At 51.5% G+C, this 25,622-nt stretch carries 19 protein-coding genes; 5 read left to right on the top strand and 14 right to left on the bottom strand.

From position 1 onward, the window contains the following. Positions 1-140 precede the first annotated feature (140 nt). The 7 genes from RID21_RS01820 to tsaE form a co-directional block, all read right to left on the bottom strand. A complete protein-coding gene (locus RID21_RS01820) occupies positions 141-2,297 on the bottom strand; it encodes a terpene cyclase/mutase family protein (protein ID WP_350186911.1) in 2,157 nt (718 codons plus the stop codon). A gap of 180 nt (positions 2,298-2,477) precedes the next feature. Beyond that, positions 2,478-3,536: a biotin synthase BioB gene (gene bioB, locus RID21_RS01815; protein ID WP_145440413.1), complete on the bottom strand. Its 1,059-nt coding sequence runs from the start codon at positions 3,534-3,536 to the stop codon at positions 2,478-2,480. A gap of 264 nt (positions 3,537-3,800) precedes the next feature. Beyond that, positions 3,801-4,403 carry a hypothetical protein gene (locus tag RID21_RS01810; RefSeq protein WP_350186910.1) on the bottom strand — a complete coding sequence of 201 codons (603 nt, stop codon included), beginning with the start codon at positions 4,401-4,403 and terminating at the stop codon, positions 3,801-3,803. 134 nt (positions 4,404-4,537) lie between these two features. Next, entirely contained in the window at positions 4,538-8,056 is a 3,519-nt protein-coding gene (dnaE, locus tag RID21_RS01805) for a DNA polymerase III subunit alpha (protein WP_350186909.1), read from the bottom strand. A gap of 283 nt (positions 8,057-8,339) precedes the next feature. After that, positions 8,340-8,621, bottom strand: a complete 282-nt coding sequence (locus RID21_RS01800) for a hypothetical protein (protein WP_149345758.1) — start codon at positions 8,619-8,621, stop codon at positions 8,340-8,342. 97 nt (positions 8,622-8,718) lie between these two features. Beyond that, on the bottom strand, positions 8,719-9,726 hold the full coding sequence (locus RID21_RS01795) for an NAD-dependent epimerase/dehydratase family protein (protein WP_350186908.1): 1,008 nt from the start codon (positions 9,724-9,726) through the stop codon (positions 8,719-8,721). A 41-nt stretch (positions 9,727-9,767) separates the two neighbouring features. Further along, positions 9,768-10,247, bottom strand: a complete 480-nt coding sequence (gene tsaE / locus RID21_RS01790; RefSeq protein ID WP_350186907.1) for a tRNA (adenosine(37)-N6)-threonylcarbamoyltransferase complex ATPase subunit type 1 TsaE — start codon at positions 10,245-10,247, stop codon at positions 9,768-9,770. Positions 10,248-10,465: 218 nt separating this feature from the next. On the opposite strand from tsaE, the gene RID21_RS01785 reads away from it, so the two are divergent. The 4 genes from RID21_RS01785 (at position 10,466) to uvrB (ending at position 16,451) form a co-directional block, all read left to right on the top strand. Beyond that, entirely contained in the window at positions 10,466-11,662 is a 1,197-nt protein-coding gene (locus RID21_RS01785) for an MFS transporter (RefSeq protein ID WP_350186906.1), read from the top strand. A 458-nt stretch (positions 11,663-12,120) separates the two neighbouring features. Beyond that, positions 12,121-12,885 (top strand): gamma-glutamyl-gamma-aminobutyrate hydrolase family protein, encoded by a 765-nt coding sequence (locus tag RID21_RS01780; protein ID WP_350186905.1) that lies wholly within the window; start codon positions 12,121-12,123, stop codon positions 12,883-12,885. A gap of 341 nt (positions 12,886-13,226) precedes the next feature. Further along, positions 13,227-14,231 carry a segregation and condensation protein A gene (locus RID21_RS01775; protein ID WP_350186904.1) on the top strand — a complete coding sequence of 335 codons (1,005 nt, stop codon included), beginning with the start codon at positions 13,227-13,229 and terminating at the stop codon, positions 14,229-14,231. Positions 14,232-14,402: 171 nt separating this feature from the next. Beyond that, a complete protein-coding gene (gene uvrB / locus RID21_RS01770; RefSeq protein WP_350186903.1) occupies positions 14,403-16,451 on the top strand; it encodes an excinuclease ABC subunit UvrB in 2,049 nt (682 codons plus the stop codon). A 13-nt stretch (positions 16,452-16,464) separates the two neighbouring features. On the opposite strand, the gene RID21_RS01765 is transcribed toward uvrB, so the two are convergent. From RID21_RS01765 to RID21_RS01735, 7 genes are all read right to left on the bottom strand, one after another. Then, a complete protein-coding gene (locus RID21_RS01765; RefSeq protein WP_350186902.1) occupies positions 16,465-19,047 on the bottom strand; it encodes an excinuclease ABC subunit UvrA in 2,583 nt (860 codons plus the stop codon). A gap of 12 nt (positions 19,048-19,059) precedes the next feature. Then, complete coding sequence (gene rimI, locus RID21_RS01760; RefSeq protein ID WP_145040142.1) at positions 19,060-19,611, bottom strand: ribosomal protein S18-alanine N-acetyltransferase; 552 nt, start codon at positions 19,609-19,611, stop codon at positions 19,060-19,062. A gap of 325 nt (positions 19,612-19,936) precedes the next feature. Continuing rightward, positions 19,937-20,251 (bottom strand): hypothetical protein, encoded by a 315-nt coding sequence (locus RID21_RS01755; protein ID WP_350186901.1) that lies wholly within the window; start codon positions 20,249-20,251, stop codon positions 19,937-19,939. A gap of 166 nt (positions 20,252-20,417) precedes the next feature. After that, positions 20,418-21,746 carry a PhoPQ-activated pathogenicity-related family protein gene (locus RID21_RS01750; protein ID WP_350186900.1) on the bottom strand — a complete coding sequence of 443 codons (1,329 nt, stop codon included), beginning with the start codon at positions 21,744-21,746 and terminating at the stop codon, positions 20,418-20,420. Between the two features lie 101 nt (positions 21,747-21,847). Next, on the bottom strand, positions 21,848-22,288 hold the full coding sequence (locus RID21_RS01745) for a hypothetical protein (RefSeq protein ID WP_350186899.1): 441 nt from the start codon (positions 22,286-22,288) through the stop codon (positions 21,848-21,850). 97 nt (positions 22,289-22,385) lie between these two features. Then, positions 22,386-23,393 carry a DUF1559 domain-containing protein gene (locus RID21_RS01740; protein ID WP_145183920.1) on the bottom strand — a complete coding sequence of 336 codons (1,008 nt, stop codon included), beginning with the start codon at positions 23,391-23,393 and terminating at the stop codon, positions 22,386-22,388. Positions 23,394-23,960: 567 nt separating this feature from the next. Further along, the gene (locus RID21_RS01735; RefSeq protein ID WP_350186898.1) at positions 23,961-24,179 is read right to left on the bottom strand and encodes a hypothetical protein; all 219 of its coding nucleotides are present in this window, start codon (positions 24,177-24,179) and stop codon (positions 23,961-23,963) included. Between the two features lie 4 nt (positions 24,180-24,183). Between RID21_RS01735 and RID21_RS01730 the strand changes: the two genes are divergently transcribed. Then, complete coding sequence (locus RID21_RS01730; RefSeq protein ID WP_350186897.1) at positions 24,184-25,602, top strand: UDP-N-acetylmuramoyl-L-alanyl-D-glutamate--2,6-diaminopimelate ligase; 1,419 nt, start codon at positions 24,184-24,186, stop codon at positions 25,600-25,602. Positions 25,603-25,622: the final 20 nt, after the last annotated feature.

Genomic DNA, 25,622 nt, shown 5'->3' with positions numbered 1-25,622 from the left:
CAATTTGAGGCCGCAAGTCCCTGTTTTTCAGGCATTTATTTTGCAGAATTTTGTCAGGAAATTTGTTTTTTTGACGAACGTGGAGTTCTGTGCATAGGGGTGAACCCTATATTTATGCAAATATTGGCATGCAATTTTTTTCAACGACGCAGGCGTTCAAATCGGGCCAATGCCATTAGCGGAAAATAGGTGCGGTACAGGTGGTATTTGAGATAGAAGACCTTGGGGAAGCCTGTCCCGGTAAATGGTTCTTCGTCCCAGTTACCGTCATTCTTCTGTGTTTCCAGCAGGTAGTGAATACCTCGGCGAACTGCAGCGGAATCGATTTCTCCTGCTGCCATCAGGCCCATTAGAGCCCAGGCGGTCTGAGAAGGCGTAGCCTCTCCCTGTCCGCGTAAGGATGGATCGGCATAGCTGTCAGCTGTCTCACCCCAACCACCACTGGGTTGCTGTTTTGACTTTAACCAGCCCACTGCACGGACAATTCGAGGGTCGTCGGAGGGGACTCCAATCTCAACCAGACCGACAATCGATTGCCAGGTACCATAAAGGTAGTTGATTCCCCAGCGTCCGTACCAGCAGTGATCGTCTTCCTGCTCGCTCCAGACGTACTGAATCGCGCGTTGCGTAGCGGGGTGGCTGATGGGTAGTTGGACATCGGCGAATGCTTCCAGGACCCGGGCCGTTAAATCGGCGGTACTCGGATCCACCATCGCATTGTGATCTGCGAAGGGAACCTGTGTAAACAATTCCCGGTCGTTGTCCCGGTCAAATGCGCCCCAACCGCCATCTTTGTTCTGCATTCCCAGGACCCAGTGCACGCCTCTGCGGATGGCGCCAATCATCGGTTGTAACAGTTCCAGATCGGCAAAGGCCTGTTCGCGGGACTCACTCCTGCCTGCGACAATCGCTTCTGTGTCCAGGTCTTCTTCGTAGGGGTTCCATTCAGGATTAACCAGGAAGTCAGTCAGCCATTGATCCTGTTTGAGGGTTTTGGGCAGGCAACGACGCAGGGCCATGATGACCATCGTTGTGTCATCGACATCGGGGTAAAACTCGTTGTTGAATTCAAAGTACCAGCCTCCGGGAGTCTGGGATTTGCTTGAATTGACCCAGTCGCCCGGAATTCTGGCTTCCTGGGAGAGCAGCCATTTTACGCTCTGGCGGATGGCCGGATGACGATTGGAGACGCCTGCTTCCCGAAGTGCGATCGTGCTGATGGCGGTATCCCAGACGGGGGATTTACAGGGCTGCAGGCGGATGCGGTCGCCGTCTTTGATCTGTAGTTTTTTGAGTTCTTTCAAGGCACGCTGGATATCAGGACTGCTTTCATCCTCTCCAAGACATTTTAAAGCGATCACTGTCCAGATGATTGGAGGAAAAATGGCTCCGAGTCCATCACTGTGATCGAATCGCTCCTGCATCCATTGATAGGCTTTATTGACTGCCCGCTTACGAAAAGGCTTGATCCCCAGGTTTTCGACCAGTTTGAAACCCTGGTCGACGACTTGAAAGAAGCGGTGCCAGTCGAACCAGGTTTTTTTCTTGAGGGAATCGAGTGCCTCTGATTTCGGAACGTTCCGAGGGTAGTTCTCTGGGGAACCGGTAAAGAGTTCGTTGATCCCCTGCTCTTCCGGTAAAGTGACCGAGGGACGATATTCCCAGAGAATACTGAGAGGAACCAGAATGGTGCGGGACCAGGCTGACATTTCAAAAATGTTGAAAGGCATCCAGCGTGGAATCAGCATCAGTTCGGGAGGGACAGCAGGGCATTTTGAATAGGGGATCACCCCCAGAAGTGCCAGGTAAAACCGTGTGAAGCTGTTGACGGCTTCGACCCCGCCTGCTGCCAGAATTGCTTTACGAGCCCGCTGCATGTACTCGGCGTCGGGTGAATGGCCCGTCAGTTTCAGGGCAAAATAGGCTTTAACTGCAGCACTGATTTCAATGGGGCCTTCGGGGTACATGTTCCAGCCCCCCTCAGGCATCTGGATATCCAACAGGTAGTTGGCACACTGGATCGCTTCTTCGCAGTGCTGTTTGCCGAGGAATGCGAGGAGTAGAATGTACTCTGATTCGAGAATCGAGTCTCCTTCCAGTTCGCCGCACCAGTAGCCGTCGGGATCCTGCAGGGAGAGCAGATAGTCGCGTGAGCGGGCGATGCCCTTCAGCAGTTGATCGGGGTGATCAAAGGGGGCTGCTTCCGTACTCGGAAAAATCTTGAAGGTGGGGGTGGTTTCGTTTTCGGCTGCCGAGCTGTTGGAAAGATCGCTGGCACGCAGTCTGCCTGAATTCATTTCAGGTGCTCCCTGACTCTAAGATGATGGATTCCATTCCCGCAGATTGAGCAGGTCTGTACGCCGTGCACTCAATCCGAAGGCGGAATCATACGTTGGGAGCGTTATTCTTACAACCTCAATCCAGATAAGGGCTTTGTGAAATTCACAAAACCCTCCTGGACCGATAATAAAGCGGGCTCAGCGGGACTCGGTTTGTCCTGCCAGTTCGGGGGCTTCAGAGGATGCGTCCATTTCGTGGCCCGATACAATGACTTCGAATCCGAGATCAGAAATCATTTCATAATCGGCTTCTGCGGCCTGCCCTTTGGTTGTGAGGTAATCGCTGACGAACATGGAATTCGCAGCATAAAGCCCCATGGCCTGCATCGAACGCAGGTTTACTTCGCGTCCGCCTGCAATCCGGATTTCCGTTGAGGGATGAACCATGCGGAACAGGCAGAGTGCCTTAAGGCAGTGACGGGGGTCGAGCTCATCTACTGCTTCCAGTGACGTGCCCTCGATGGAATTCAGGAAGTTGACCGGGATCGATTTGGTTTCCAGGGTACGCAGCTCAAACGTGGCATCAACAATGTCTTCCAGCGTTTCTCCCATGCCGACAATCAGTCCGCTGCAGAGCTCCATTCCGGCTTCACGTGCTACTTTCAGGGTATTCAGCCGATCTTGATAGGTATGGGTGGAGCAGATCTTGTCGTAGTATTCGCGGCTGGTGTTCAGGTTGTGATTGATCCGGTTCACGCCGGCCTGCGACAGACGCTGTGCCTGTTCTTCATTAAGCAGTCCCAGGCAGCAGCAGATGCGGAGATCGTATTCTGATTTGATTTTCTCTACCACACTTGCAACGTGCTCCACTTCTTTGTCGGTGGGGCCACGTCCACTGGCGACGATACAGTAAGTACCTGCTTTGGCTTCATCGGCGGCCTTGGCGCCCTCAAGCAGCTTCTCTTCATTCAGCATACGGTACTTGGGAATGTCTGCCTTGGACCCGCGGGCCTGTGAGCAGTAACCGCAGTCTTCTGGACAAAGTCCGCTCTTGGCGTTTTTAAGGTAATAGAGCTGAACCTGTTTCCCGAAGTATTTCTGCCGTACCCGATAGGTGGCTGCCAGCAGTTCCAGGAGCTCATCGTCAGATGAATTTAAGATTTCCAGACCCTCTTCACGGGTCAGCTGATAACCGGATAAAACCTGGTCCGCCAGCGACTGCCAGCGAGAAGAAGATGTGGGAACCTGAGTGCTCATTAAAAAAGATCTTTCAGTAGTAAAAAACGTTGGTGTCACTGGCTGAAGTGCCAGCCTCTTAATTACGCTTCTTCACCCGCCTGAATTACGGTTTGTGGATTTCTGTATAGAGAAAATGCAACAGAAGGTGAATCTTGAGCGTCCAGCCTGAATTCGGAAGATCAGAGGCAGGAGCCATATGCCTCTATGATAGGCGAATTAGATGAGAGTACAAGTTTCGGAGTAGCATCGAAGCGTAACTGAAGGGATAAACGGAAGTTTTGATCAGTAGGAAGTGCGGATCCATTTCTGATTTACATCGCCGGAGTCATCCCGCAGTGTGAACATTTTGTCCTCAATGCTATGAATCTCCCGGACAAATTCTTCTCCCCAGAGTTGTTTGATATAATCTAATTTATTCTCTGGACTTCCGCCAACGGTTCGCAGTGTCAGTTTTCCCTGATTGAGGCTCCACTCGATATTGATCGTGACACGGTCTCCCAGAACAGCAGTCCAGAGTCCCTGGGGTTCGACGATCATCGTTGCCTTGCCGTTCTCTTCGATGGTAAGGATCTGTCTGCTGGTGCTTTTGGTCTGCTCCCATCGTCCAACGAGCCGGGTGAGGATCTCTTCGGGAGTCAACTGTGAAATCATTTCGCCAGTAATGACGTCCGATTTTTGAGCCTGTGATAAAGTCTTTTGGGGGGGATTCGCTCTCACAGACTCTGGTTTTACACGAGGTGGAATCTGCTGCAGAACGGCCTGACGTGTTTGCAGTGGCTGACGGGATTCTCTTGTCTGCTGGTTTGCCCTGGTTGCAGAAAACCAGAACGGTGCTGAGAGTCCTGTCAGCGCCAGCAAAAGTATTCCCGATGTTTTTTTAACCATTTTTTCTTCCTGAATGTGCAAATTTACCGTACCGGTAGCGCAACTATATCTTATTTTCGGTTCGTCTGGAGCCCCGGATTTCTTAAAAATCAGTCGAAAACAGCACTTTTAAACGGTTTGTCGCTGCAACGGGCTTAGCGACCGATACTTCCGCCAATCGCTTTTTTCTTGACAACTGGAGTGTGAAAGTGGATATGACTTTCACCAATCGTGGCTTTCAGGCGGTTTTCGAACTCCTCGCTGCAGGACACGCGAAGATTACCGGGCGGGTTCAAGACGTACCTCAAGCTCGTATCCGGCTTCTCCTGGTCCACGGAATCGACGACCAGAATGACCTCGGTTTGCCCCGGAAACTGCGTCAAAACATCATGTACATTCACCATATCCTGTCGCGTGTGGACTCCCCGTTTGAAGTTGATCGCCAACCGGTCGGTAAACTGCTTGCGGGCGTCGTTGAGGGTCAGTAACTGGTCCACAATCACGTTGGGCTCCCTGCCCCGTTTGTCTATCTTTCCCTTGATGATCACCATAGCTTCCATCTTAACCTTTTCCCCGAAGCGAGCGAACTGTTCGGGCCACATAATGCAGCGTACCAGGCCGTGCGGATCTTCAAAGTCAAAGTTCACGTACCGGGTGTGACCGTTCTTACTGGGTTTTTTGGTGGCAGCATTTTTAATGGAGGAGACCATACCGGCCAGAATGACTTCGTCCCGGTCTTCCATTTCCGCGAGTTCATTCGTTCTATTCTGCGCGTATTTGGTCAAGGCATCACCCATTTCAGCCAGGGGATGTGAAGTCAGGTAAAAACCAAATACTTCCTTTTCAGCGGCGAGTTTCTGTGCTCGCGACCAGTCTTCTGCTTCTGGCAACAGTGCCTCATCTGCAGAATCGGGTTCATCACTGGCAGGCTCATCACCGAACAGGCTTTTCTGCCCACGTGCCCTGTCCTTATGAATCTTAAGAGCCGACTGCACTGCTCTTTCTACAGTCAACATTAATTGTGCCTGATTGCCGCCCAGGCTGTTCAAGGCACCAGCTTTGATTAGTGTTTCCAAGGTGCTGCGGTTTAACGATTTGGGGTCGACACGTTCGCACAGGTTATACAGGCTGCTGTATTGACCGTTTTCTTCCCGCTCTTTCACTACTTCTTCGAGGGCCTGCTCTCCGACCCCCTTAATGGCGCCCATGCCAAAGCGAATCTTTTCGCCATCGACACTGAATTCCACATCGGACCGGTTGATGTCCGGAGGCAGAACTTCAATTTTCATTCTGCGGCAGTCATCGACGTGCTCGTTGATTCGCTCATGGCTCTCCATCCCACAGGAAAGTAATGCGGCCATAAATTCTTTGGGATAATGTGCTTTGAGGTACGCAGTCGCGTAGGCGACACCCCCATAAGCAGTGGAGTGTGATTTATTGAAACCGTAACCGGCAAATTTTTCGATCATGTCGAAAAGTTCGATCGCCAGTTTTTCATCCATGTCCCGTTCTTTGGCACCTGCGATGTACTGGTCTTTGAACTCTGCGATGATTTTGAGCTTCTTCTTACTGATCGCTTTAATACAACGATACGCAGCGGAAAGTTCAATCCCTCCGACGCGGTTCAGAATTCGCATCACCTGTTCCTGGTAAACCATCACGCCATAGGTTTCTTCCAGAATTTCATCCACGATCGGATGAACTTTGGGGATCGGAATCCGGTTGTGTTTCACATCGACGTACTGCATCACCATCCCCCCTTCCAGAGGACCCGGACGATACAGAGCCGAGGTAGCGATGATATCCTGGAACTTGTCCGGCCTCATCTTGGTCAGCAGGTCACGCATTCCGCCACTTTCCAACTGGAAAATGCCCTTTGTTTCTCCGCGTTGCAGCAGGGCGAACGTTTCTTCATCGTCCAGAGGGAGATGGTGCGGATCGATTTCAATCCCACAGTGCTTCTTCACGTTCTGAACGGCTTTGTCCAAAATCGTGAGGTTTCGCAGACCGAGGAAGTCCATCTTGAGCAGCCCCACCGATTCCACGGTAGGACCATCCCACTGGGTGATAATGTCCGTTTTGCCGGTGATTGTCTGCAGAGGGACGACTTCAGAAAGCGGCAAGTCGGCGACCACCACACCCGCAGCGTGGGTTCCTGCACTGCGGCAGAGACCTTCCAGCTGCATAGCGAGATCAAGCAGCTGTTTTACTTCCATATCCTGGTCGTAGGCGGCTTGCAGATCGGGGCTTTCCTTGATGGCATCCTTGATCTTGATCCCCAGTGAGTCGGGAACCATCTTGGCAATTTCGTTGACGCGGGCCAAGGGGACGCCCAGCGCACGGCCTACGTCACGGATCGCGGCTTTGGCCTTGAGTGTACCAAACGTTCCGATCTGGGCCACGCTACGTTCGCCGTATTTCTTTTTGGTGTAATCGATCACCAACTGACGGCGGTCACGACAGAAGTCGATATCGATATCGGGCGGTTCGGTACGGCTGGGGTCGAGAAATCGTTCAAAAAGGAGATCGTACTTCAGGGGGCAGACCTGCGACATTCCCAGGAGGAAAGCTACAATGGCTCCACAGGCCGAACCACGGGCCGTGCAAGGGATCTTCTCACTTTCAGCGAAGACGACAAAGTCCCACACGATCAGGAAGTAACTGGAGTAACCCATTTGCTCGATGACGCCCAGTTCCTTGTTAAGACGATCCCAGTGCGCCTGGCTCAGTTCATCACCGTACTTGAGGGGCAGACGTTCTTCACAGAGTTTGCGCAGATACTGCGTGTCTGTCATGCCATCCGGTGGCTGGAATACCGGGTAGAATTTTTTGTCTGACATCTGAATGTCGACCCGCTCGGCAACCTCCTGTGTGCGGGCAACCGCATCCTCAAAGCCGGGGAACGCGTTATACATTTCTTCCTGAGTACGGACGAAGAACTGGTCTCCTGTCATTTTCATCCGTTTTTCATCACTTACGACCGCACGCGTACTCACGCAGAGCAGTACGTCCTGGGCAACAGCATCTTCCTGTTCGACATAATGCGCGTCGTTGGTGGCAACCAGGGGCAGACCCATTTTGTTGGCCAGTTCGACTGTGCCTTCCATACACTGCCGCTGAATCTCCAGACCGGCATTCTGGATCTCCATATACACGCGATCGCCGAATACTTTTTCATACCAGGCGCATAGTTTTTCTGCCTCTTCCCAGTCTTCTCCCAGGATATGGTGCGACAGTTCGCCTGCGGCACAGCCTGTCAGCAGGATCAGTCCGTCGCTGTGGGCTTCTAGGATCTCCTTGTCGATTCGCGGCTTATAATAAAAGCCTTCAAGGTAAGACATGGATGAGAGTTTGATCAGGTTTTCGAACCCCTGACGATTCTGGGCCAGCAAGGTCAGGTGAAAACTGGCCTCTTTCATCCGAGAAGCCCCCTTTTCGAAACGGCTGCGGGGGGCAATATAGGCTTCCAGACCCAGGATCGGATTGACTTCCTGACTCCGGCAATGGCTATAAAAGTCCATCGCTCCGTACAGGTTGCCGTGGTCGGTGATTGCCAGCGAGTTCATGCCTGCTTCTTTGATCTTGCTGACCATTTCCGGAATGCGGCTGGCGCCATCCAGCATGCTGAAATGAGTGTGACAATGCAGGTGAGCAAAAGGACGTGTGTCGCTCATGAGTTTCCGTGCTCCCGTATGATGGCTGCCGTCCAGGCAGTTTTTGGCTTGCGCAGTGAGAGATATCTAAGGCCTGACACTGGGGAGAATTCCACGACAGTGCTCCAGTTAACGAGTGTATTTGGAATATTGGGTTTGTCAATCTACCTTACGCTACTGAGGTTTGGGTTTTTGATATGGACAAGCTTTGATGTTGGAAACCTGAGAATTCAGGGCGTCTCTTTTCAGGCGGCCAGTTCCTGAAAGGTGCTGCAAGCTTGACTGGCTTGAATCGTCAGGTGGCTTAGATCCAGAGATTGATGTACCAGTTTACGCCATCTGCGAGGGGCGGACAGAGGTCACAGGCCAGTAAGAGTGGCATATAGAATGCGGCGAAGAATGGGGAACTCATTGAGTGGTACGAAGCAAACCATTGCCAGAACAAGGGACCGATGGAAAGGATGTATATCGTCAGGAAAATAGCCAGTTGAATCAGATAGCTGATGATATACCGCCGCCGACTCCGCTGGGGGAGATTTGTTTCTGTCTCTGGCAGATCGGGGGCAGACGTCAGTTCACTTTCCATGTGGTTATTCTACGCTTGAAGAGAGAGTCGGGTCAAATACCCATTCTCTGGTGATCTATAAAAACAGGTATTTTCACAGGGAATTCATAAGTAAGAGTTACACTGGCAATTTCTGATGTTCTCGAAACCAGTCAATAGTCTCTGACATGGCTTCTTGATAGGTCGTCTGTGGTGCATAGCCCAGCTCATGCTGAGCTTTGAGCGTGCTATAGTCCAGATTCAATCCCAGAAACTTAATACGAGCCTGAGAGAGGATGGGGGCCTGTTTCTTTCCCAGCAGACGCCACAGTCCCTCAAGCAGTTTAGCCAGGTGCCGGGCTACCGGCAAAGGGACTACTTTTTCTGGTGACTTGTATCCGGCCAGATCGGCTATCGTTGAGATGAACTCCCGTTTGCTGACCAAGGTAACGTCGGTGATATTGTATATCTGACCGACGGCCTGTTCCTGATTCAATGCGAGAAAGATAGCATCCACCAGGTGTTTCACATAAGTGTTATTCATCAGTTTCTCAGGAGAACCGAGGTATGCAAACTGACCAGACTGGAGTCGCTCCAGAATTCGGGGCAGAACGGTCCGGTCGCGGGGGCCATAAATGAATCCGGGACGCAAAATGGTATAAGGAATCGACTGTTGCTGGAGCATCTGCTCCGCTTCGATTTTGCTCAAAGTGTAACCATCAATCCCGGATGCATGAGGGGGCTCGGTTTCATCGGTGCCATGATGATCACGGGCTGCATAAACGCCCAGGGAGCTGATATGGATCAATCGCTTTAATGTACATTGTTCCTGGAGAGCTGCGATCAGGTTCATTAAGCCGGTAACGTTGGTCTGACGGTATTCATCGACCCTACCCCAGTCTCCCACTTTGGCGGCAGTATGTACGACCTGGGTAATGTCCGAGAGCTTTCCTTGAAGGGTTTCGGGACGGGTCAGGTCGCCTTCAATCAGTTCTGCCCCCTGCTCTTGCAGGAATGTCGCCTGCTCCACAGAGCGGACCAGAGCGGTGACTGGTTTACCGAGTGCTATCGCCCGCTGGATCACCTGGCTGCCTACCAGTCCGGTCGCACCTGTAACAAGAAGTTTGTCCTCAGCTGGATTTGTCATGTCTGGCCTCCCTGCCCCTGCGGCAATATTGTGTTATGGTTTCAGCCTGGCGTTTTCAGAGCGGAGATGATCCTGGTTGAACGGGGCCCCTGTCCACTGAATTCGAAGCGGCGTGCGGTTTCTGAGACGTGTGTGATCGTGATCTGCAAGACATCACGGGGCAGCACTTCTGAAACTTTTTCCGCCCATTCAATCAGGCAAACTCCCTCTGCATACAATAGTTCGTCCGCTCCCAGTTCGAGGAATTCGTCTGTATCTTTAAGACGATAGGTATCGAAGTGGTAGAGAGGAAGTTGACCTTCGTACTCTTGCACAAGTACAAAGGTGGGGCTGTTTACTTCAGCAGGATCGACTCCCAGTGCCGCGGAAATCGCCTGGACGAGGCGAGTTTTGCCGGCACCTAGATTCCCATTCAGGGCAATGACCGTGCCTGGAACCAGTTGAACGGCCAACAGTGCCCCTAAACGCCGGGTATCTGCTTCACTGGTTGAGTCAAAGGACCATTCTGCCGCTGTTTCCAAGTATCCATCTTTCCTGAATCGAAGGTTGAGTCACTGAACTTCTGCTGGTATAGCCTGTTTTTCTTAAAATCACAATGCATCATCCCTGTATATCACGTGCCGAAAACATATCAAAACTCAGACTGGTCCAGGGCAGCCGATTTCCATTTCACGGGGCACATCAGTAGAATATCAGCTGTCCTCGTGTTAGATCCCCTGCCTCGAAATTCTGTCTCAAAATGCCCTACGCTTATCGCTGTCTGATCTGTCTCACGCTCACGCACATCATCGTTGATGCCTCCGCCATTGTGGTCGGTCCCCTCTGGGGGGAACTGGAACGGGTACACTCGCTTTCGGAAAACGCATTGTTTCTGGTTTTGACAATTCATGCACTGGCTTCTTCGCTGGCGCAACCCGTTTTCGGCTATATTCGCGATCGATATCCAATCCCCTCAATTTTATGGATTGGTCCTGTGCTGGGGGCGATCATGATGCCTCTGGTCGGACCTGCTCCCGATGTCGCGGTATTGTGTGTGGCTTTATTGCTGGGTGGAGTGGGCATCGGTTCTTTTCATCCCGAGGCTGCTGTGGTCGCGGGAGCTCTGATCCCCGAACGCCGGACACGGAGTTTGTCGCTATTCATGTTTGGTGGCGCGATGGGACTGGCCCTGGGACCGATTGCCTGTGGTGCCATTGTTTCAACCTGGGGCTTGAAAAGTGTCTGGATCCTGGCTCCGCTGTATGCCGGCTTAATCCTGATTCTACACTTCGTTGGAAAACCACCAGCGAAACTGTTCCAACGCGATAAAACTCAGAAACCTCAATCGCTCTATCATATGCTGGAAGGAAAAATCTCTCTGGCCCTGTTCCTGTTTATGGTCTGTTCATTGAGGCTGGTTCCAAACATGGCGATGGACAAACTGATTTCTTTCATTCTAAAAGATCAGAATGTTTCTGCTTTTCAAATTGGGTTAGTGCAATCCGTTTTTCTGTTTTCTGCCAGTGTCGGCATGTTACTGATGGCGTTCCGGTTCAAATCCGGTCACGAAAAAGCGTTTATGATTGCCTGTCCGCTGTTGGGAATTCCGCTGATGCTGGTGTTGGGCTGGGAAGGCTGTCCCACATGGTTGATGACGCTTCTGCTGGTCCCCAGTGGGCTGGTGTTGTGGGGGACGAGTCCAGCGATGGTTTCCTATTCTCATCAACTGTTTCCCAAAGGTGGTGGTGTTGCTTCAGCAATTACGATGGGTATGGCCTGGGGAGATGGCGGAATGATTCAGGCTAAAATTACCAGTCATTTTGTTTCATTGGGGGCTCCCCATCTAGCCTTTTATGCGATAATTCCCTGCCTGTTGCTGGCAGCCATTGGTGCGTCTGCTCTGCCGGCGTTGTCGACAGAGTCAAATCAACAGAATGATGCGCTAGAGTCGGCTTAACCCTGCCGGCCTTTAGCAGGCAAAACCCCAGTTTTAAAAGAATTCTGGGAAAAAGATCGATTTGTGATGCAAATTCAGGTGTGCGAAACAGCCAAGGCACAAGATATGGTGTCTGATCTGCAACTTGAAAAAATAATCGCTCAAAATGATCGATTCGCTGGACAGCCTCCAGACAGGGTACTAAGATCCCCCCACTTGAATGATTCGAACTGACTCACAGACGACATTCAAACGGACTGATTCACATCAGTCCGACACGGACCGAAGGAACGGACCGCTAGAAGAGAATGGATTCTATTTTCTATTCGTTCGACAGGGGGGATATTTCATCCGCTCGAACGCACTTCGTTAGCGTATCGCTCTGCTTTCTCCGGTCCCCGGTTTTTGGGGATATCCCGTTACCTCCCCAACCCGTTTTGACCGCACAGGAAGTGCACTTGAAGTGAAGGATGGATTCGATGTCAAAAAAACCTCTGATCGGAATTACCGGAGACTTTCGCCCCGAGCAAAAACAGACACAGGCACTGAGCTGGTTCTACACTGGCTACTATGACTCAGTGACCGATGCCGGCGGAATTCCCGTCATGGTTCCCCCGCTGGCTGATGACGATGACTTGAAACAAATGCTCGAACAACTGGACGGTCTGGTACTTTCGGGTTGTGCTCTGGACCTGGATCCGATTCGCCTGGGATTCGAAAAACACCCTGCTTCCCGCGCCATGCCCCTGCGTCGTGAAGACTTTGATCGTCGTGTCTGCACCATGGCCATGGAAATGAAAATGCCGTTATTGGCCATCGGAGCTGGTATGCAACTGATGAATGTCATCAGTGGTGGAACACTGCATCAGCATGTCACTGAAGATGTTCCCGGTGCCATGTATCACCGTGATGGTGTTGAAGCTAACCTGCGACATATCATTGATATCGTACCTGGTACCCGCGTTGATAAAATGTATGGTCCCGGAGAAATTCGGGTGAACAGCCAGCATCACATGGCTGTGAAATATGTTTCCAAAATGTTTGTGGTTTCTGCAACAGCACCGGATGGTGTTGTTGAAGCGATCGAAGTACCTGATGAAGATTGGTTCTGTGTCGGCGTGCAGTGGCACCCGCAGAATCATTCTGCTTCCGCTCTGGATATGCAGGTCTTCGAAAACTTCCTGGCTGCCTGCGAAGAGCCAGAACCACAAATTCTGCAAATGCCTGTCCGCAAAGCAGCGTGATTCCGAAATGGATCACGGAGGCACTTCTCCAGCGATTGTTCAGGATGAAATCGCTGAGAGGAACTTAAGGTGCTTCAGCTTTGTGTCATCGGAAAACGATGAATCAAAATCGGCAAGTCATCAGGACTTGCCGATTTTTCTTTTCCCCTCCGAAGCTGGGGAAAGTTTCAATTTGTGACGGTTAATCTGACGATAACGATCATAGCAGGCTGGTGTGCGCGAAGTCTGACGAAAAATCGCCCATCGCCTGAATTGAAATAAGTATTCTAACCCGCTGACAGAGAACAGGTTATCGTAATGTTGCCCTGACGATATTACGTGACAGAGCCCGAACCAAACTTATGACGAGTGCCCAATATAAGGTCGAGTTGCAGATATACAGTGGTCCATTGGACCTGCTGTTGTACCTGATCCGGCGGAATGAGCTCGACATTCTGGACCTGCCTGTGGCTACGATTACGTCATCCTTCAATGAGTTTCTAGACGTGCTGGAACTGATTGATCTGGATCTGGTGGGTGACTTTCTGGTGATGGCGAGTACCCTGGCGGAAATCAAAAGCCGGATGGTACTTCCCCGGGCGGAAGAAGAAGAAATTGCGGAAGTGATTGACGATCCCCGCAGCGATCTGATTCAGCAGTTGCTGGAATACAAGAAGTTCAAAGATGCAGCGAACGCTCTGGAAGAACATGCTGCCGAATGGCAGGAACGCTATCCCCGTTTGTCAGATGAACGGCCCAAATCAGGCAAGGATCCTGCAGAGGATCTCATCAAGGAAGTCGAACTCTGGGACCTGGTCAGTGCGCTGGCCCGCGTAGTGAAACGCAAAGAGGTCGAAGAGGAGTCGAGCATCACTTATGACGACACGCCAATCTCCACATATGTAGAGCGAATCGGAGCCCGCGTGCGTCAGGAAGGGAAACTCGCCTTCAGTGCATTCTTTGAAGGCGAAAAACTGCGCAGTCGGATCACCGGGATCTTTCTGGCGATATTGGAACTGCTTCGTCATCATCATTTCCGGGCAGATCAGCCGGAAGATTACGGCGAAATCTGGATTATGGCTCCCTTGCCTGAAACGCAAGACTCAGACAGCGCTCCGATAGCGGAGACTACTGACGCGTCGGTAACTGAGCATGCGGAAGAGGAAGTTGCCAGTGTCGAAACAAATGCTCCCGAGATGGTGCAAACAGCTCAGGTAGAAGTAGAGGCACTTCCCGAGTCGGGCGAGACTGAGCCTGATCAAGTTGCTTTGGATGCTGCTCCTGAGGACGAATCTGCTGTGAGCGATCAACCAGAGGTGGGGCTAAGTGACGACACCGATCCGGAATCACTCCATCCGGAAGCATAGTCATTTTTCAGGTGTCCGGGCTGGGATTATTAGTTCTCTGCCGGGAATCAGTGGCTCCCTTTATTCGCGACACCAGGATGCTCTACAATATCTGACATAGAAGATATTCATTTCCCCGTTCCGGTCAGAGGTGAACCGGTGCGCTGACCAGACGCAGAGAGTAGAGCAACCATGTCCGTGTTTCAGTTACAGAGTGACTTTCAACCTTCGGGGGATCAGCCCCGTGCCATCGATGGACTGGTGAAAGGCATCAAAGAAGGCAAGTCTGACCAGGTTCTGCTGGGGGTGACCGGATCCGGTAAAACGTTCACGATGGCCAATGTGATCGCAGAACTGGGACGCCCTGCTCTGATACTGTCACACAATAAAACTCTGGCAGCGCAATTGTATTCTGAATTCAAAGAGTTCTTTCCGAATAATGCAGTCACCTATTTCGTAAGTTATTACGACTACTATCAGCCGGAAGCCTATATTCCCCAGCGCGATATTTATATTGAAAAAGACGCTTCGATCAATGATGAAATTGATCGACTCCGGCTTCTGGCGACCAGTGCCCTCGTCAGTCGGCGGGACGTGATCGTGGTGGCCAGCGTGAGTTGTATCTATGGTTTAGGTTCACCTAAAGACTACCTGGAGATGATGATTCCTCTGCGTGTGGGAGAGGAGATTGACCGTGATGATATGCTCCGCAGACTGGTAGATATCCAGTATGATCGCAACAACGTTGAACTGGCGCGAGCCCGGTTTCGCGTACGTGGAGACGTAGTTGAATGCTGGCCCGCATATGAAGAGTTTGCCTACCGGATCGAGTTCTGGGGAGACGAAATCGAAAACCTGGCGGTCATTGATCCTTTGACGGGCGAGGTATTACGAACGGTCAAGGAAGCCTACATTTACCCTGCCAAGCACTTTGTTCTCCCGCAGGAACGGATTGAATCAGCGATTACAGAGATTCAGACAGAATTGGATGAGCGGCTGCAGGTATTACAGAGCGAAGGGAAGCTGCTGGAATCTCAGCGGCTCAGTGCCCGGACCCGCTACGACATGGAACTGCTGGAAGAGGTTGGCTTTTGCCCGGGTATCGAGAATTACAGTCGTGCTCTGGCGGGCAGAAAACCAGGTTCCCCACCGGATACGCTACTGGACTTCTTTCCTGATGATTTCCTGTTATTCGTAGATGAATCGCACGTAACAGTCTCTCAGATTCGAGCCATGTTTGCCGGGGATCGTTCGCGTAAGACAAACCTGGTCGACCATGGATTCCGGTTGCCAATGGCTCTCGATAACCGGCCTCTCACCTTCGAAGAGTGGAACGAACGCCGTAAGCAGACTGTTTTCGTTTCCGCGACACCAGGCGACTGGGAACTGCAGCGCGTTGAAGGGGAAGTCGTTGAACAGGTCATTCGACCCACGGGGCTGATTGATCCAGCGATACGCATTGTCCCGGCTCGCGGTCAGGTGCCTCATCTGAAGGAAGAAATTCTCAAGCGGGTGGAGGTAAATGAGCGTGTGCTGGTAACGACCCTGACCAAGCGGCTGGCGGAGGATCTGTCGTCTTATTTTCAGGAAGAAGGCATTCGCTGCGCATGGCTGCATTCTGAACTTGATGCCTTTGAGCGGGTTGAAATTCTGCGGGGGCTCCGCGAGCAGAAGTATGATGTGGTTGTGGGGATCAACCTGTTGCGCGAAGGACTGGATATTCCGGAAGTGTCACTGGTCGCCATTCTGGATGCTGATAAGGAAGGCTTTCTACGAAGTGAAACGAGTCTGATTCAGACAATCGGACGTTCGGCACGACACGTGAATGCTGAGGTGATTCTCTATGCAGATCGAGTGACTCCCAGTATGCAGAGTGCGATTCAGGAAACGGACCGTCGCCGTGCGATTCAGGAAGAGTACAACCGCGAGCACAACATCACTCCGGAAACGATTCGCAAAGCAATTAAGCGGGGAATTGAAGACGAAATTGAGGCACGCCAGTTTGTGCGGGAGTCAGTCGGCTTTTCGGACGAGTCGGAATACATTACCCAGGAGTTTCTCAATGAACTGGAAAGCGAAATGCTTGAAGCAGCGGAGAAACTGGAGTTCGAGCGGGCGGCACTCTTGCGAGACCGAATTGACGATCTGAAAAAGTCGGGAGGCAAAGCAACCAAGTCAGCGTCAGGAAAATCATCCAGCAGGGGCGGCAAAAAAGGGAAGGGTCAACGCCGCAGACGTTGATTCAGTGTGATTGCTAAAAACCAGAGTTCAGCTTCTGGAGTGCTGCACCCGTGAGGGAGTCGGGGTGCTGTGCCACTTCGGCAGGTGTGCCGGTGACTACGATCTGGCCCCCCTGCTCTCCGGCGGCTGGTCCCAGGTCAATGATATGATCGGCAACTCGAATGAGTTGCAGGTTGTGTTCAATCAGAATCAGGGAGTGTCCCGCTGTCAGCAGGTATTCAAAGCAATTGAGCAGGTATTGTATATCAAGGGGATGTAGGCCTCGACTTGGCTCATTCATCAGGAACAGTGTGCGTTTACGACTGCTGGTCGTGAGGTAAGCTGCCAGTTTGAGTCGCTGACATTCTCCACCGGAAAGGGATGGGAGTGGCTGACCCAGGGGTATATAACCCAGTCCCACATCTTTGAGTTGCTTTAGTTTTTTCTGCAAAGACGCCTGTCCCCGGAAAAAGGGGAATGCCTCATCGACGGTCATTTTCAGAACATCTGCGATGCTCAGTTTGCGATATTTTATCTCCAGAAGTTCGCGTTGATAGCGTTGTCCGTGGCAGGACTGGCACTCCATAGTCAGATCTGCCAGGAACTGCAGGTCGATTTCGATGAAGCCGGTACCTTTGCATTCAGGGCAACGGCCCCCGCTTTTACTGTTGAAGCTGAAGTCTTTGGCTGTCAGGTTTCGCAGTCTCGCGTCAGCGGTCTGGGCAAAGATGCTGCGGATTTCATCAAACAGATTCAGGTAGGTCGCGGGGATGCTGCGGGGAGTCTGGCCGATCAGAGATTGATCCAGCAGGATAACCTCGTCGATCTGATCTGTTCCAGAGGTTGATTCATAACCTGCTTCCGGGGCTGATAGGGGCTCTTCAGTTAGTGCGCTGGTGAGGCTGGGGAACAGGGTCTGCTCGACCAGACTGCTTTTGCCGCTTCCGCTGATACCGGTAACGATGCAGAGTTGCCCCAGCGGAAAAGTAACTGAGATTTTCTGGAGATTGTTTCTTGTGCATCCCATAATGGTGATCGATCCGCTCGGTTGTTTTCCGGGCTGGGATCCAAAGTCATTGGAATGAGTTGAGTTGAGAAAACGGCTGGTCGGCGAGTCAGTCGCGTGTTGCATTTCGGCAATTGAACCCTGGAAAACGAGTTCTCCCCCTGCTCTGCCGGCTCCGGGGCCGAGTTCGACGATGTGGTCTGAGGCACGAATGAATTCCGGATCATGCTCTACGATGACCAGGCTGTTGTTGAGGTCTCGTAATTGCTGCAGTATCGAAATCACGCGCTGGCTGTCAGCTGGATGCAGGCCCGAAGAGGGTTCGTCCAGAATATAAAGTGTGTTGACGAGGTTCGAGCTGAGAACGGCAGTGAGTGCGATTCGTTGCTGCTCTCCGCTGGAAAGCGTGGAGCGACGGCGATTGAGGGACAGGTAGCCGATGCCCAGGTCTTCCAGTGTCTGCAGTCGATTTGTGATCTCCCTGACTAGCGAAGTTGCCGTGGAACTTGAATCAAGGTGACTCAACCAGGAATTGATCTGGGGTATCGTTTGTGCCCCCAATTCGTCAATGTTCAAATCTGCTATCCGGACGGCACGGGCCGCGGAGTTAAGGCGACTTCCCTGGCATGAACCACAGGAGAGTTCGCCTGACTGAGGATCTGTGCCTGTACCCCGGCAGACTGGGCAGGCACCCATCTGGCTGAAGAAATTAAAGAGCTGTGGCTCAGGCTTCAGGTAAGTCTCCTGGCATCGCGTGCAGGTGAGGCTGGAGAAGAAATCACAACGGTACCATTCCTGCTCATCAACAATGAATGGTGTGTCCTTCGGTTGGCTTGCTGGTAGCTGCTCTGCCAGTAATGTTGCTGTACCTGCAGATTCGGCAAATGCCAGCTCCAGGCTTTCCAGGATACGCTGATCATCTGCTTTACGTGTGCTGAGGCGATCGAGTACGATCAGGCAGTCATTCGTGATCGAGCTGTTGTTTCCCATTGCGTCGAGCTTACAGGACTGGTGATTAATGATCGCGCGCGTCAGGCCCTGCTGAATCAGTTCGGCCAGCAGTTTGTCGGTCGGTCGATCAGAAATGGATCCCAAAGGAAAGCAGATCTGGAATCGTGTCTGTTCAGGCAGGCTGTAAATGAAAGCGAGGACCGATTCCGGGGATTGTGGTTTGACGGGGATCTGGCAGTTTGAGCAGATGACCTCTCCCAGGGTGCTGAACAGCAGGCGGAAGTAATTCTGAATACCGGATTCAATGCCGACGTTCGGTTCCAGTGTTTTACCTGTAGCAGCGCGTCGTCCGGCATTCTGTTTGAGAGCGACCGTGGGTGGGATTCGGGTAATCCGGTCTGCGTCCGGCTTGGGCAACTGGTGAATGAACTGACGTGCTGCTGGGGAGAGGGTTTCGAGGTAGCGTCTTTGCCCTTCCGCATAGAGGGTGTCAAAGGCGAGGCTGGTTTTGCCTGAACCACTGACGCCACAAACTGTCACCAGTTGCTGCAGAGGCAGGTCCAGGTCGATGTTTTTCAGATTATGAACACGAACTCCGCGCAGCTGAATCGCAGGCGTCTCAGGACTCTGTGTTGCTTCGCCGTGCGAGAGTTCAATCATGTGCTGTCAGTTTCAGGCAGCGTCGGAGGCGTCCAGGTAGTTCGTGATCCGGTTCTTGGGAGATAGGCCAGGAGCAAACTCCTGTTCGGTCCGCTGCAGGCGATACTGGAGGACATAAGCATCCTCCCCGGCGTCTTCGAAATAATTCCGCAGCACTGAAACGGCGCGGAAATCCATTTTTCGGAAGAACAGCTGGGCCGAAAGATTGGTTTCACGGACTTCCAGAACAATTTCCCGGCGTCGTTGCTGCGAGAGCTTGTCGATCACCCGTTGTACCATCTGGCGACCGATTCCCTGCTGCCGAAATTCCGGGGCAACAGCGAAATTCAGTACCTGGATCATAGATTTATGCAGTTCGTAAATCATGAATCCAACGATCTGATGGTTGTGTTCGGCTACCATTCCGATGCAGTTCCGCTGGCGGAGGCAGCTGAGAAAGTACTCTTCAGACCAGGTGTACTCAAAGCTTTCTTCTTCGATACGGAGAACCTCTGGCATATCTCTGCGGATAAGCCAGCGAATTTGAACCATTAAGTCCTGATTGGGGGGTTGATTGAGACTCATAGTGGCCTTCCTGCTACTGATAAGTGCTTCAATAAGTTCCTGCAACTGGTGCCCTGCTTCATCCTGAATCAGGCAGCAGCTGGATCGAAAATGATGACGGTAAAAGGCTTGTCCGGGCGCCGATAATCATGGTCATGATTGAAGACGTGAATCAAAGCTGACGACGCCGAAAACAGCGAGGTTGATTCGCGAAACTTATCAGAACTTGAAAACGGCGCACAGAGGAATTTCAGCATTTTTTCGTGAAATCGGAGACGTGCAGGAAACGTGTGCGCAGGCAGCTCTCTGACCTGACGTTCTGAAGCCTCTGTGCAGCAGGGGTTTATCAGCCTTTGGGGGGGATAGGCATGCGGCGTTTCATCACCATGTGGTTGATGACTTCTTCTACCCCGGTCAGTGCCTGAATTCGCTTACTGAGATCCGGGCATTCGTCATCGAACTCGAGCACACCTTCCAGGCAGACACCATTTTTGGTGCGTCGTACGACCAGAGAGTTCAGGCAGACATCGGAATCGATGGCCAGCGCGTGCTTGATCTCGCATTCGAGTGCGTGTGGCGCTTCGAAGTTACGGGGAGCAATGCGGGAAGCTGTGTTTGCAGGATGCGGTTGGTCTGTGCGGGGGAGGGGTTTACTTTTCATGTGGTTGTTCCTTTCACCACCAGTTAAAATCGTTCCATCAGCATACTGGATTTGGGTCTATCCTTTGACCTAATCTTACCATTCACTGAAGAAACTGATAGATGAAAAGTAAACCTTCTTTTTAAGATTTTGAAAAAGGACCTCCCCCTCTCGAATCCAGCCTGGATTACTTCGCGGTAGTGATAGTACAGAGTGAATAAGGGATATTATTGATGTGGTAGATGGCTTCCATGTAGTAGGCAACATGCCCCTTATCTGGTTTGTTTATTTCAGCCAGATAGCCATTGTCTTCCGGGGCAACGTCTTGTGATGACCATTGGGCGTCACGGAAATCCTTATCGTCAGAGTAAGCGCTCCAGATGCGGACCCGAGTCGGTTTGCTGTCACAAGTCAGCGTTAGTTCGTAATCATTGCTGTTGTCCCAGCTTATGTTCGGCAGTTCCTGACCCGTTGCTGCATGGATGAAGAATGCTGCAATGGTTTGCAGGGCGTATTCGACCCCATTCCCCAGGTCATGTCCTGCGTTGGGGACCTGTAGAATGTACTTGGGACCGACCAGATCCGACCAGTAAAACTTCATGGCGTCGACGACCCAGTAAGGGTCATTGGTGCCATTAACGAGGAGTTTGGGAAGTGTGAGCTGATGGCGGTAGGTATAAGGGTCCATCATGAGTCGCAGGTGTTTTTCCCGAGGGGATTCGACCCCTTCAACGATCAGGCCTTTGCTGGTGTAGTCAATAATCTGAACGCTGTATTTTCCCCAGGTGGCAATCTGATGTTTCATCTGTTTGCGGAAATTCAGGGTATCGATCACGATTGGTGCTGTGGCGATGATCCGTTTGTCTACAACGGGGGTGAGCCAACTGGTCCAGCCGCGCTTGGATGCCCCGGTAATGACGAAGCCGTCGATCTCAATATTTCGATGCTCGCGCGCAATTTCCTGAATGGCGTCCATAGCCTTGACGGCACTTTTGGCCATGGGAAACAGCAGCGGCCAGTTTTCGTCTCCCGTTTTCAGGTATTGCAGCCAGGTTTCGGTGATCAGGTCATCCTCTTTTTTGCCATCAAACAAGGGCTGGTTGGGGACCTGTGTCAGTAAGGCGATGCGGGCTCCGGTAGTTTTGGCAAGCAGGAAGGCGGGTTTGAGTCGTTTTTCGTTGGGGCGCGAGCCATTGCTGCCCCCTGTGACGAACAGCAGAACCTTGTTGTTAATCCGAACCTGATCGGGCTCAAAGATGTAAAGCCAGTGCTTCCAGGTGTGTCCCTGCCAGGTTTGTGAAGTCAGCTCTACAGGGTAGGCTGTCACGCCGTCGTGGGACAGTGAGTCATGGATTTCCCATTTGTATTCTGGCTCTTCTTTCTGGATATAGTTAAAGAAAGCCTCGGGAACCTCTTTCGCTTCTACCGGTCTGGTGCGGAGGTTTACATTTTCCGCTGCAGGGAGTACCAAATTGAAGCTGAGAATTAACAGGAGAATGCAGGTTCTATACAACATGTTTTACGTCCGGTCTATGAGCAGGAGTGGCGGGCAACTATTTAGGGCCGCCTGGTTGAGTCATTCTGGTGCGACTGTTAAGTCGATGATTGCGGGAAGATTTATTTGGTGGTCAGTTCGATGACACCCAGATCAACTTCATCGCCTTCTTTAACAGAAAATTCTATTTTTGACTTCTGTGGTGAATCATAGCGTTTTTTCAGCTTGTCCGGTCCGCTGTAGCCACGGTTCACTAAATCGAATTTCTTCCAGACAAAAGTCAGAGCATATTCGCCGGGAGGAAGGCCATCACCGGTTGTATAAGTTGAAAGTTCAAAGATACCATCGTTATCGCTTGAGCCTCTTGATAGCGTAGGGTGTTCCATATCAACTTCACCCTTATTGACGCAGTTGATTTGAATCGGGGATCCGGGGGCTTTGCCATCAACGGTGATTTTCCCTTTTACGGGATACGTTTTTTTAGTGTAAGGTTCCTCTACATGGTTGCAGCCTGTGAATACAAGCGACAATAAAACCAGGGGAATGGCATTGATTCGTTTCATGGAGCTTTCTCGGTTGTGGCTGATGTAGAATGGCTAAACCTGTCAGCGCCAGACGTAGCGTCTGGCGCTGAGCCTGCTGTTGCTTGGCAAGATAGGTTTAGAATTCGCCGAGGACTTCTCCCCCCGCACGAGTGGTGAGAGATGCCAGAGTGTAGGCATCAACATTCTGGCTGATGAAACGGACGGCGCCATCGCCCAGCAGAAAGTGAGCCCCTCCAACGTGGAAGCTCAGAAAGCCTGCACTTCTAATATTAGTGCAGTTGATGGCGCAGGGGCCATCGGGTGTACCATCTCTGAGAGAGCCTGTGTACCAGTGCTCACCATTCAGGAGGTCTCCCCATCCGCCACCATTAGTTGAGCCATAGGCGGATGTGAACGCCGAATGAATGGTTGTGCCAGTATAGATATTTGTGCCTCCCACCCGTTCGCCGAGCAGGATTGTATTGGATGTTCCGTCGATTACATCACGAATTCTGGTGATTGTGTTGCTTCCCCCTGAAGGATTGCTGGGGTCGACTCCTACATTGGTCAGCATTCCGGATCGACTGTTAGCTGCCGGGTGACCGGTGTAGGCGATTGAGGAATAAGTGCCGCGAACTCCTAAAGCCGGGCAATAGTCGGTTCGGGCAGCGGTGTAAGTAAGTGGAAATCCGGCAGGTGTTAAGTCGTAGGTGTGGGTTGTGGCCTCTGGTGTGGAAGGACACATGAAGACTGGAAGTGGGTTCTTGATGACCTGCAGGTTTTGTTGCACAGCAGGAATGGCGGCCAGTTGATCGAAAGCAGGATACGATGAATTCCACTGGTTGTAGAGTGGTGCCTGATCCATGTAGGGGAGAAGCATGATGTTGTAAACACTGGCTTTCGGATTTGCAGGGTTGGCGGCATCTACAAACCAGGAAAAGGGGAAACAGCTGTGTGCGTCATGGTAATTGTGGAACGCCAGGCCTATCTGTTTGAGGTTGTTTTTGCACGTCGATCGACGGGCTGCCTCTCTTGCCTGCTGGACTGCCGGCAGTAACAGGGCTATTAAGATGGCAATAATCGCAATGACGACAAGTAGCTCAATCAGAGTAAAACCTTTTTTGAGGCGCGAGTTCAGTTTCATCCTCTTTCTCCTTAGGCACAGCGAAATGAATTATGGGATCCAGGGAAAATCAGAGTAAGAATACATTCTCCATAAAGAGAGCTTTCTTCTGTTTTATATTCAGCAAATCACGCACCAGGGTGTGGTTCGGATTGCTGGCAAGAATTTGCAGTTTGAAAATGACCTATAACTTCAGGTTTTTTGATATCAGGCATTTAGGACATGTATTGGATAGGGCCTGATAATTTCTCAGCATACCTTCCCGTTTCTCGACAATCCATATCATTATCTATGAAATAGGTAAAAATACTAATTTTAATTTTTGGGGTAGCGAAGGTTAAGAGCTTGACTGTGTAACCTGCAGGTAAGGTTGATTTTGGGGCTGGAAATTCTGCTAAAAGTAGCCCGGTCCGCTTTCTCTTTATTGTGTGAAGGGGATGCCGTTTGGGGTAGGTGGCAGTTGCTTGTGTAAAAATTACAAGCGGTCTAAGCTACGGCATTTTTTTGCATAACCCGCCTTGACCAGATTTGAAGAATCGGGAGAATGCTCCCACTTCAAAGACGCAACCAGAAATTGATCACTTCCAATCACATCTCCCAGCCAGTTCCGGCTGTTATTGTTTGCCACCAGCCTTTTAGATCAAAGCATTCCCTAGCCACCCCCCTTTCAGACATTGGTTTCATTGAAATGCATGGTTCATACCTCACATCCATGTCATCTTCATCGTTAAGCTTGTCACCGGGAACGATTGCCATCAGTTTAAGATCGCAATTTCCTTCCGCGAGCTTTGTGGATTGTGCTGACATTTGCGTGACGTCCCTGCAGTCCGACAGTCGACGCTGTCAGCCGGGAGACCTGTTTGTGGTGATTGCCGGGACCAGAGAGTCTGCCGAAAAGTATATCCCTGAGGCGATCAAAAACGGTGCTAAGGCGGTACTGACCGGTCGTCCGTTGACGGGACTGGAAGTACCTCAGTGTATTGTGGCTGACGTTCGCAAGGCATATGCGATTCTATGTTCGGAACTGGCAGACCGTCCTTCAAGGCAGTTGGATGCGGTAGGGATTACCGGGACCAATGGAAAGACAACGGTCAGTTGGCTGGTTCGGTCGATTTTACAGAGTGCCGGATACAAGGCCGGTCTCACTGGTACGGTCGAGTACCATGACGGAAATGAGTCTCGCCCTTCTTCGCTGACGACGCCCGATGCATTAGAGTTGTCGCAGTTATTATCTGCAATGGTCAAGAATGAAGTCACGCATTCAGTAATGGAAGTCTCCAGCCACGCTCTGGACCAGAGCCGGCTTGCGGGGACACAACTGGCAGTCGCAGCGGTGACGAATGTCACACAGGATCATTTTGACTATCATCAGAATTTGAAAAATTATGCAGCTTGTAAAGCACGAATCATTCAGCATCTCAAGCCTGAAGGGACGCTGGTGCTGAATTTCGATGATCCCGTTTGTCGTTCGATGGCAGACGGAAAGCAGTCGGCTCAAAAGCTGCTGACTTACGGGCTTGAGTCGGAAGCAGATCTGCAGGTGACTGAGATACAGGAATCAGCGGCTGGTACAGAATTTGAAATTGTATTCGGGTCAGATACGGTGTCAGTCAGTACAACACTCATTGGCAGACATAATGTTTCGAATTGCCTGGCGGCAACAGCTGTCTGCCTGGGGCTTGGTCTGAGCCTCCAGGAAATCGTGACCGGAATTCAGGCCCTGGAAAATGTTCCCGGTCGAATGGAACAGGTGAATTGTGGTCAGTCCTGTACCGTGCTGATTGATTATGCCCATACTGATGATGCATTGCGACATGCGATTCTCTCTGCCCGACAGGTCTGTAATCGACGTTTATTCTGTGTATTTGGGGCTGGCGGGGATCGCGACAGTTCGAAACGCGGCCTGCTGGGGATAGCGGGCAGTGAAGCAGACCGGGTGATCATCACCAGCGATAATCCGCGGAGCGAGGATCCCTTTCAGATCATGAAAGCGATTGCTGCCGGCTGTCAGTCTCAGGGAGTGACGCCGGAATTGATCGAAGATCGGAAAGCAGCGATCGAATATGCTTTGTCAGAAGCCGGGGCAGGAGATCTGGTGCTGATTGCCGGTAAAGGTCATGAATGCGAACAGATCTTACGTGACAGGAAAGTTCCCTTCCGCGATCGACTGGTTGTAGAGCAGTATTTCGCGGAGCAGAAAATTTCGGACTCTCAGAAAGTTTCCGCTTAACAGATTCTATTATTCACAAT

This window comes from Gimesia sp. (assembly GCF_040219335.1).
In the GTDB taxonomy this organism is placed as follows: domain Bacteria; phylum Planctomycetota; class Planctomycetia; order Planctomycetales; family Planctomycetaceae; genus Gimesia.
Note: the sequence above shows the minus strand (reverse complement) of the source record. Positions and strands in the feature narration are given on the sequence as shown.